At 71.6% G+C, this 9,386-nt stretch carries 6 protein-coding genes; 4 read left to right on the top strand and 2 right to left on the bottom strand.

Annotated features, from left to right (window positions below):
• Nucleotides 1-463: 463 nt before the first annotated feature.
• A complete protein-coding gene (locus ACFWA7_RS38820; RefSeq protein ID WP_385549923.1) occupies nucleotides 464-1,546 on the bottom strand; it encodes a sugar phosphate nucleotidyltransferase in 1,083 nt (360 codons plus the stop codon).
• Between the two features lie 105 nt (nucleotides 1,547-1,651).
• Nucleotides 1,652-2,992 carry a peptidoglycan recognition protein gene (locus ACFWA7_RS38815; protein ID WP_385827898.1) on the bottom strand — a complete coding sequence of 447 codons (1,341 nt, stop codon included), beginning with the start codon at nucleotides 2,990-2,992 and terminating at the stop codon, nucleotides 1,652-1,654.
• 127 nt (nucleotides 2,993-3,119) lie between these two features.
• Here ACFWA7_RS38815 and ACFWA7_RS38810 point away from each other — a divergent pair, with 127 nt between their 5' ends.
• From ACFWA7_RS38810 to ACFWA7_RS38795, 4 genes are all read left to right on the top strand, one after another.
• Nucleotides 3,120-3,872 carry a TIGR03089 family protein gene (locus ACFWA7_RS38810; RefSeq protein WP_385827896.1) on the top strand — a complete coding sequence of 251 codons (753 nt, stop codon included), beginning with the start codon at nucleotides 3,120-3,122 and terminating at the stop codon, nucleotides 3,870-3,872.
• A 298-nt stretch (nucleotides 3,873-4,170) separates the two neighbouring features.
• Nucleotides 4,171-5,577: an LCP family protein gene (locus tag ACFWA7_RS38805; RefSeq protein WP_385827894.1), complete on the top strand. Its 1,407-nt coding sequence runs from the start codon at nucleotides 4,171-4,173 to the stop codon at nucleotides 5,575-5,577.
• 221 nt (nucleotides 5,578-5,798) lie between these two features.
• Nucleotides 5,799-7,514 carry an LCP family protein gene (locus tag ACFWA7_RS38800; RefSeq protein ID WP_385827892.1) on the top strand — a complete coding sequence of 572 codons (1,716 nt, stop codon included), beginning with the start codon at nucleotides 5,799-5,801 and terminating at the stop codon, nucleotides 7,512-7,514.
• 103 nt (nucleotides 7,515-7,617) lie between these two features.
• Nucleotides 7,618-9,336 carry an LCP family protein gene (locus ACFWA7_RS38795; protein ID WP_385549938.1) on the top strand — a complete coding sequence of 573 codons (1,719 nt, stop codon included), beginning with the start codon at nucleotides 7,618-7,620 and terminating at the stop codon, nucleotides 9,334-9,336.
• Nucleotides 9,337-9,386: the final 50 nt, after the last annotated feature.

Here is a 9,386-nt window from a genome sequence, read left to right as displayed (position 1 = left end):
GCCAAGAATCAGCCCCTCCGGCGTGAGAGGGGCGGCGCCCGGGGAAATTCAGCCCCTCCGGCGTGCGGAGCTGGGCCCGGCCAAGAATCAGCCCCTCCGGCGTTTGAGGAGCGGGGTCCGGGGCAGAGCCCCGAAGCGGGGACGGGGCGCAGCCCCAGCGGGGGTACCGGGGGCGTAGCCCCCGTAGCGGGGTGCAGGGGCCGCAGGCCCCGCCAGGGGTGCAGGGGGGCGAAGCCCCCGCAAGCGGGTGCAGGGGCGCAGCCCGCCCGGGTACCGGGGGCGAAGCGCCCCGTAGCGGGGTGCAGGGGCCGCAGGCCCCGCCAGGGGTGCAGGGGGCGAAGCCCCCGCAAGCGGGTGCAGGGGGGCAGCCCCGCCCGGGGTCCGGGGGCGTAGCCCCCGGGAGATCACCTCAAGCCCCCACCCACCCCCGGAGGGTTTAGGGGAACGGGCGGGGTGGGGGCCCCTACTCGTCCGATGAGAAGCGGAGCGCCGCCCCCGGGATCGTTGCGTCGCACCACACCCGTACACCCTCGCGGAGCTCGTTGTCCGGGCCCACCCTCGCGCCGTCGCCCACCACCGCCCCCGCCAGCACGCAGCGCGCCCCGATCACCGCGCCCGCGCCGATCAGCGAGTCCGCGATCACCGCGCCGGGCTCGACCACCGCGCCCGCCAGGACCGTGCTGCCGGTGATGCGGGCGCCCGAGCCGATCACGGCGCGCTCCCCGACCACCGTCCCGCCGGTGAGCTTCGCGTCCGGGGCCACCAAGGCGCCCGGCAGGACGAGGCGGTCGCCGCAGCGGCCCGGGACCGCCGGGGACGGGGCCCTGCCCTGGACCAGGTCGGCCGAGCCCCGGACGAAGGCCTGCGGGGTGCCCAGGTCCAGCCAGTAGGTGGAGTCCACCATGCCCTGCAGGTGTGCGCCCGCCGCCAGCAGGCCCGGGAACGTCTCCCGCTCCACCGACACCGGACGGCCCGCCGGGATCGAGTCGATCACCGAGCGGCGGAAGACGTACGCCCCCGCGTTGATCTGGTCGGTGACGATCTCCTCCGGGGTCTGGGGCTTCTCCAGGAACGCCTGGACCCGGCCGTCCGCATCGGTGGGCACGAGCCCGAACGCCCTGGGGTCGGGCACGCGCGTCAGGTGGAGGGAGACGTCCGCGCCCGAGGACGAGTGCGTCTCGACCAGGGCCCGGATGTCCAGGCCCGTCAGGATGTCGCCGTTGAAGATCAGCACGGGGTCGTCCGGCCCCGAGCGCAGCCGCGACGCCACGTTCCTGATCGCGCCGCCGGTGCCCAGCGGCTCCTCCTCCGTCACGTACTCCAGGTGCAGCCCGAGCTCCGAGCCGTCGCCGAAGTACGGCTCGAAGACCTCGGCCAGATAGGACGTCGCCAGCACGATGTGCTCCACGCCCGCCGCCCGCGCCCGGGCCAGCTGGTGGGTGAGGAACGGGACGCCCGCCGCCGGGATCATCGGCTTGGGCGTGTGCACCGTGAGCGGGCGCAGCCTGGTGCCCTTGCCACCGACCAGGAGGATCGCTTCAGTCACCTGTCGTCTCTGCTTCCTGCTGGGGCCGGGCGGAATCGATCGTTCAACTACGGCCGACCAGTTTATGCAGACTGTTCGCGCCCGATCGGTACGCCCCCGCCCCGGTCAGGGCCGGCCCTGGAACCGGGCCGAGGACGACCGGGCCTTGCCGAGCTTCTTGTAGAGGCGCGCCCCCGGGCAATCGGTGGCGTAGCCGTCCCGGTGCCCGGAGATGGCATTGAGCCTGACGCTTCGCCCCTTCCGGTAAAGGTTCCCGCCGGCCGACGTGAGATGCGTGGTGCCGTTCGGATTCACCCCGTACAGACCGAGCTTCCAGGCCGTCAGGCGGGCGATCGCGTCGAGGGCGGCGGCGGACGGGTTGGTCGAGGCGTACGTTCCGATGACCGCGACGCCCGTGGAGTTGGTGTTGAAACCGAGAGTGTGCGCCCCGAGGACCGGCTTGGCCACACCTCCCGCGCGGCCTTCGTAGAGGTTGCCGCACTTGTCGACGGCGAAGTTGTAGCCGATGTCGCGCCAGCCGTTGCTGCGGACGTGGTAGCGGTAGATGCTGCGCAGCACGGAGGCCGCCTGTGAGCAGCGGTAGTTGTTGCCGGACCCCGTGTGGTGCACGAAGGCGGCCTTGACCTTGCCGGTGTAGACGTAACCGGGCTCGCGCAGGTGCTCGTCGGCGCCCCAGCCGTGGCGCGTGATGATGCGCGGGCGCGGGCCGATGTACGGGCGGGCCGCCGCCACGACGTCCTCCGCCCGCGCGCCGGACGCCACGGCCTGGTCCTGCGCCTGCTCGGCGCCCTCCTCCTGCTCCGCCTCGTCCGCCGCTCCCACCCCGTCCGGGTCCGCGCCCGGGTCGACCAGGTCGATGTGGAGGCCCCGGGGCAGCACGCCCGGCGTCGCCCGGCCGTCCCCGGCCGCGTCCGCCCGTACGCGCACCTCGACGCCGTCCGAATGGCCCACCCACAGCGGGGCGGTGGAGCCGTGGATGTGCGCGGCGCCGTACTCGGGGGTGCCGGGGTCGGGGGCGTGCTCCTGGTTGTGGGTGTCGACGTCCTGCCAGCCGGACCAGGTGCGGGTGCCGGCGGCCCGGGTGCGCACCTGGACGGTGCCGTGGAGTTCGTCCTTCGCCTCGTCCCAGACCACGCCGAGCAGGGAGAAGGGTTCGGTGTTCCGCTCCGGCAGGCCCTGGGCGCGGGCGGCGCCCAGTGTCCGGTCGGTCGCTCCCAGCGGGACGAGGGGCAGCGACTGGGTGGAGCCTGCCAGTTCGGCGGACGAGGAGGCGGCGGCCGAGGAGGAGGCGCCCGGAGAGGAGGCGCCCGAAGAGGGCACCGAGGAGGGCACCGAAGAGGACGTGGCGGACGCCGGGCTGGCCGCGGCGTCCGCGGACACGGCGAGCGGCAGGGCGAGTGCGGTGGCGCACGCGACCGAGATCGAGGATGCAAGGAGTGCACGCATGCTGACGATCGTGGACATAAGCGTCCAAGTCTGTCCATCTCAGAACTGACGGGCGGTCGCCGCACCGGTGTACGCGGACGGCGCTCTCCCCGGGCGCGCGCGGCGCCCCCACCCGTACGCTTGCCGCGTGAACGCCAGCGACCGCACCCCCGCCGACCTGCTGCGATCCGCGCTCGCCGCGGACCCGGCCCGCCCCCTGGTCACCTTCTACGACGACGCCACCGGCGAACGCGTGGAACTCTCGGTGGCCACCTTCGCCAATTGGGTGGCCAAGACCGCCAATCTGCTCCAGGGCGACCTCGCCGCCGCACCCGGCGACCGGCTCGCGCTGCTGCTGCCCGCGCACTGGCAGAGCGCCGTCTGGCTGCTCGCCTGCCACTCGGTCGGCGTGGTCGCCGAGGCCGGCGGCGACCCGGCGGGCGCGGACCTCGTGGTGGCGGGGCCGGACACGCTGGACGCGGCCCGCGCCTGCACCGGCGAGCGGGTGGCGCTCGCGCTGCGCCCGCTCGGCGGCCGCTTCCCGCAGCCGCCCACCGGGTTCCAGGACTACGCGGTCGAGGTGCCGGGCCAGGGCGACCGGTTCGCGCCGTACGCCCCGGTCGACCCGGCGGGGCCCGCGCTCGCCGTGGACGGCGCCGAGCTGAGCGCGGCCGGGCTCGTGGAGCGCGCCCGCGCCGACGCCGCCGCCCTGGGTCTGGAGCCCGGCTCCCGGCTGCTGTCGGCGCTCCCGTACGACAGCTGGGAGGGGCTGGCGCGCGGCCTGTACGCGCCGCTGGCCTCCGGCGGCTCGGTGGTGCTCTGCCGCAACCTCGGTCAACTGGCCGACGGCGGGCTGGAGAAGCGGATCGAGAACGAGCGGGTCACGCACCGGGCGGTGTGACGAGCGCGGGCCGCGCCGGAGGGGCCACCGGTCGGTGGTCGCGTGGCCACCGGAGGACCGTCGCCAGGCCGCCGCACGACCGCCCGGCCGGCCCCGGAACACCGCCGTCCAGCCCTCGCACGCACCCGGTACGACCATCTCCGCGGCGCCACCCTTGTGGCCCACAGCGGGCCGAGTCCCTTGGGTCCCGGGCACAACTCCGGTGGATGATCGGCGGTACGCCACACAACCAAGCGCGCGCGACGACCGTCTACCGGGGTGCCCGGGCGGCTTTCCGCCCGCCGCCGACCCGTGAAGGATGGACGCCGACGTGACCGACAGCCCGCCCCCCGAGCCCGACCACCGGGCCGGGGACGAGCCACGACCGGACACGCCGACACCCCCGGAACCGGCCGGGCCCACAGAGCCCGACGCGTCCGACACCCCCGACGCGCCCGGCGAGCAGCCCGACGCGCCCGAGCCGACCGAGCCGACCGAGCTGACCGAGCCGACCGAGCTCAGCGAACCCGGCGCGCCCGACGCATCCGACACGCCCGGCGACCGCAACCGCCGTCACCACTGGCTGCGTTGGACCGCCCTCGGCGTCTCGTTCCTCGTGCTCGCCGCCGCCGGGACCGGCTGGTGGTTCTACAAGAAGCTCGACAACAACATCCGCACCGACACCACGGCCGCCGCCGAGCTGGAGCGCTACGGCAAGGAGCGCCCCCCGCCCGGTGCGGACAACGCGCAGAACCTGCTGCTCATCGGCTCGGACTCGCGCGCGGGCAGCAACAGCAGATACGGGCGCGACGACGGCGGGAGCCAGCGTTCGGACACCACGATCCTGCTGCACCTGGCGGCGGACCGGAAGTCCGCGACCGCCGTCTCGCTGCCGCGCGACCTGATGGCGGACATCCCGGACTGCCTCAAGCAGGACGGCACCCGCTCCAAGGCCCAATTCGCGCAGTTCAACTGGGCGTTCGAGTTCGGCGGCGCCGCCTGCACCATTCGTACGGTGGAGAAGCTCACCGGAATCCGGGTCGACCACCACATGGTCGTCGACTTCAGCGGCTTCAAGGACATGGTGGACGCGGTCGACGGCGTCGAGGTCTGCCTCAAGCAGCCGGTGGACGACCGGCAGGCGCATCTGAAACTCCCCGCGGGCCGCCAGACGCTCCACGGCGAGCAGGCGCTGGGATTCGTCCGCGCCCGGCACGGCTTCGGCGACGGCAGCGACACCGAGCGCATGGACCGCCAGCAGCAGTTCCTCGGCTCGCTGGTGCGCAAGGTGCAGAGCAATGGCGTGCTGCTCAATCCGACCCGGCTCTATCCGGTGCTCGACGCGATGACGAAGTCGCTCACCACCGACCCGGGGCTGAATTCGCTGAAGGACCTGTACGACCTGGTGCGCGGGATGCGCGGAATCCCGACCGACAAGGTGCAGTTCCTCACCGTGCCGCGCAAGCCGTACACGTACGACACGAACCGCGACGAGCTGGTCCAGCCGGACGCGCGGGTGCTGTTCCAGCAGCTGAGGGACGACCGGCCGCTCCAGGTGACACCGGCCGGGGGCACGCAGAAGGACAAGGGGGACGGCGATGCGCAGAAGAGGACGGCGGACGGGGCGGACAGCTCGTCGTCGGACGACAAGCCCGACGATCCCGCTTCCCCGAGCCCGGCGCCGACGTACCCGGGTTCGAATGCCGCGGTGGGCATGTGCGGGTAAAGCGTGTGTCAACGGAGAACAGGCGGGGATGCGGATTGGGCGGATTGCCCGGTTGTAAGGGGCGTGGAATTTGTCACGGCCGTCGCTCTTCGCTCAACAGGGCAGATAGTGTGACGCGACCCGGTGCTTGTGGCCACCCGAGGCCACGCACTGCAGGATCGAATGACTGAGCGCTTTGGGGGAAGTGACTCGCGTGGCACCGACGGAGGACTAAGGCAACCGTGGATGCGCAGAGCCGTGGGCGGGCAGAAGAAGTCGACCCGGCAGACCAGTGGGTGCTCAACCCGCAGACGGGCAATTACGAATTGCGACTGAATCCTTCCGGACCGCAGTCGTCCCCGTCGGCAGGCACCTCCCCGCGCAGAACCACGGCCCCCGGCAGAGGCGGCCCGTCCCGCCGTCGTGATGTCCCCGGCCAGCGCGACAACCGCCGCTCCGGCGGCGACCAGGACGGGTCCCCGGCCGCGCCGGGGAGGCGCAAGCGCAAGCCCAAGGCGTCCCGCAAGAAGAAGGCGCTGCTGTGGACGGGCGGGGTGATGGGGTTCGTCCTCGTCGCGGGCTCGGCCGGCGCGTACCTGCTCTACCAGCACTTCAACAACAACCTGAACACCGTCGACGTCGGTGACGCGGGCAGCAAGCACGCCACCTCCGACGGGCCGGTCAACATCCTGATCATCGGTACGGACAAGCGCACCGGCAAGGGCAACGAGGGGTACGGCGACAAGGGCAGCGAGGGCCACGCCGACACCAACATCCTCTTCCACGTCTCCAAGGACCGGACGAACGCGACGGCCCTGTCGATCCCGCGCGACCTGGTCACCAACATCCCGGAGTGCCCGACCAAGCAGAAGGACGGCACCAGCAAGACGGTGCGGTCCGAGACGAAGGTGCGCTTCAACACCAGCCTGGGCCAGGACGGCCGCGACCCGGGCTGCACGATGCGTACGGTCAAGGCGCTCACCGGGCTGAGCGTCGACCACTTCATGATGGCCGACTTCAACGCGGTCAAGGAGCTGTCGACGGCCGTCGGTGGCGTCGAGGTGTGCCTGACCAAGCCGGTGAACGACCCCAAGTCGCACCTCAAGCTGCCGGCCGGCGTCTCCAGGATCAAGGGCGAGCAGGCCCTCGCGTTCGTACGGACCCGGCACAGCTTCGGCAACGAGAGCGATCTGGACCGGATCAAGCAGCAGCAGCAGTTCCTCAGCTCGATGATGCGGAAGATGAAGTCCGACTCGACGCTGAGCAGCCCGACCAAGATGTACGGACTCGCGAACGCGGCGACCAAGGCGCTCACGGTCGACTCGGGCATAGGGTCGATCAAGAAGCTGACCAGCCTCGCGCAGGACCTCAGCAAGGTCGATCTGAAGAACGTGACCTTCACGACCGTGCCGGTGATCGACAACCCGGCCGACGGCCCGGTGCACAAGACGGTCATCATCGACCCGTACAAGGCGCCGCAGGTGTTCAGCATGATGCGCTCGGACGTGTCCTTCACCGAGGTGAAGAAGAAGGAGAACCAGGCCAAGGACGCCCAGGCGGCGCTCCTCAAGGGCACTCGCGCACAGGCGTCCGCCGTGCGCGTCCAGGTGCTCAACGGCGGCGCGGTGGCGGGCTCCGCCTCCCAGACGCTGGTGTGGCTGCAGAACAGCAAGGGCGTACTGAAGTCGGACAACGGCGGCAACGCCCCGGCGAAGCTGGCGAACACCACGCTGGCGTACGCGCCCAACCAGGCGGACCAGGCCCGTAAACTCGCCGATCTGATGGGTCTGCCGGCGAGTGCGCTGAAGCCCGGGACCCAGGACGCGGTGGGCAAGACGCCGATGGTGCTGACCCTCGGCGCGGACTTCAAGGGCGCCGGCATTCCGATCGCCGCTCCGGCCAAGGCGCCCGAGGGCATCCAGAAGGTCGAAGCGGACAAGTCGGTGTGCGCCAAGTGACACGCGTATGCAACTGATGCGTACGCAACTGACGTGTGCCAAGTGACAACAGGTTTCCGGCCCTTACGGGGCGTGGGGACCACCTGAGACAGGGGGTATTGGGGTGGGGCAGAACAGCGTGCGCGGGGAGGGAACGCGGCCGCGGCGCGTCCAAAACGCCGATCAGCTCGGCTGGGACGAGTCTCTCTACGGCCAGGAGGGGGGCGGCGACAAGCCGCCCGCCCCGCGCTCTTCCGGCGACGGGCCGGACGACGGCAAGGGCGCGCCCGAGAAGGGCACGGCCGCCGACGGCAGCGGGCACCGGCGCGGCGGTCCGCGTAAACGGGTGAAGAAGAAGGGCAAAAGACGCATACTGCGCTGGGTCGCCTCGACGCTCGCGCTGCTCATACTCGGGACGGCCGGCGCCGGATATCTGTACTACCAGCATCTCAACGGCAACATCCGCAAGGGCGACCGCAGCGCGGGCGGCTCCAACGCCAAGAAGACCGAGGCCAACGCCGACGGCCAGACCCCGCTCAACGTCCTGCTGATCGGCTCCGACAGCCGCGCGGGCGAGGAGAACGTCAAGCTCGGCGGCGCCAGGGACACCGCGGACGACCCGCCGCGGGCCGATGTGCAGATGCTGATGCACGTCTCCGCGGACCGCAAGAGCGCCTCGGTGGTCTCCATTCCGCGCGACACCCGCGTCGACATCCCGTCGTGTGTGAACCCGAAGACCAAGAAGACCATGGCGGCCACCAACACCCTCATCAACGAGTCGCTGGGCCGGGGCGGCGCGGGCTGTGTCCTGGACACCTGGGAGAAGCTCACCGGCGTCTACATCGACCACTGGATGATGGTCGACTTCTCGGGCGTGGTGGCGATGGCGGACGCGGTCGGCGGCGCCGACGTGTGCGTCAAGCAGAACGTGTACGACGGGCCCAAGCCCAAGGTGCCCGGCGGCTCGCACCTGCGGCTGACCGCCGGCACGCACCCGGTCAAGGGCGAGCAGGCGCTCCAGTGGCTGCGCACCCGGCACGCCTTCGAGAGCGACTTCGGCCGGGCCAAGGCCCAGCACATGTACCTCAACTCGGTGATCCGCCAGCTGAAGAAGCAGAACGCGTTCACCGACACCGGCCGGATCATGGGCCTCGCCGAGACCGCCACCAAGTCGCTCCAGGTCTCCCGCGAGCTCGGCACGGTCAAGAAGCTCTACGACCTCGCCATGGAGCTCAAGAGCGTTCCCACGGACCGGATCAACATGCTGACCATGCCGCGGATCGAGGACTACAAGAACAAGGACCACGCCCTTCCGAAGCCCGGCGCGGCCGACGCGCTGTGGTCGATGCTGCGCGACGACAAGCCGCTCGACAAGAAGGACGACGGGCCGGCCAAGCAGGAGAGCAAGGGCCCGGCGGCCACCCCGGCCGGCTCGCTCGCGCTCAGCGTCGTCAACGGCACCGGCGTCAACGGCGCGGCGCCCACCCAGAAGCGGGCGTCCACGGTCACCGACACCCTGAAGAACAAGGGCTTCTACAAGGCGAAGGCCTCCGACACCCGGGGCTCGGCCGCGGTCACCACGCTCACGTACCCCAAGAGCGCGGGCGCGCAGGGCAAGGCCGACGCGCTGTCGGTGGCCACCGCGATGGAGCTGCCGTCCAGCGCGGTGAAGGTGTCCGCCGACGTCTCCACGCTGACCCTGACGGTCGGCGCCGACTGGCGCACCGGCGCCACGTACCCGAAGAAGGCCGCCGAGAACAGCGACCCGCTGAAGGACACGGAGAACGTGAACGGCGCGAGCAAGTCGGACTGCATGGACGTGTACTGGCCCTACCGCTGGTAGGCGCGGGTTCCGCGTACGACGAAAGGGGGGCGCCCGGTGCTGTGAAGCAC

This window comes from Streptomyces sp. NPDC059994 (assembly GCF_042737755.1).
Lineage (GTDB): Bacteria > Actinomycetota > Actinomycetes > Streptomycetales > Streptomycetaceae > Streptomyces.
This window is presented reverse-complemented; position numbering and strand designations above follow the sequence as displayed.

What these genes read in the sequence shown, in the direction of transcription:
- ACFWA7_RS38815 (WP_385827898.1), bottom strand. Translation starts at nt 2,992, where the DNA reads ATGCGTGCACTCCTTGCATCCTCGATCTCGGTCGCGTGCGCCACCGCA.
- ACFWA7_RS38805 (WP_385827894.1), top strand. Translation starts at nt 4,171, where the DNA reads ATGGACGCCGACGTGACCGACAGCCCGCCCCCCGAGCCCGACCACCGG.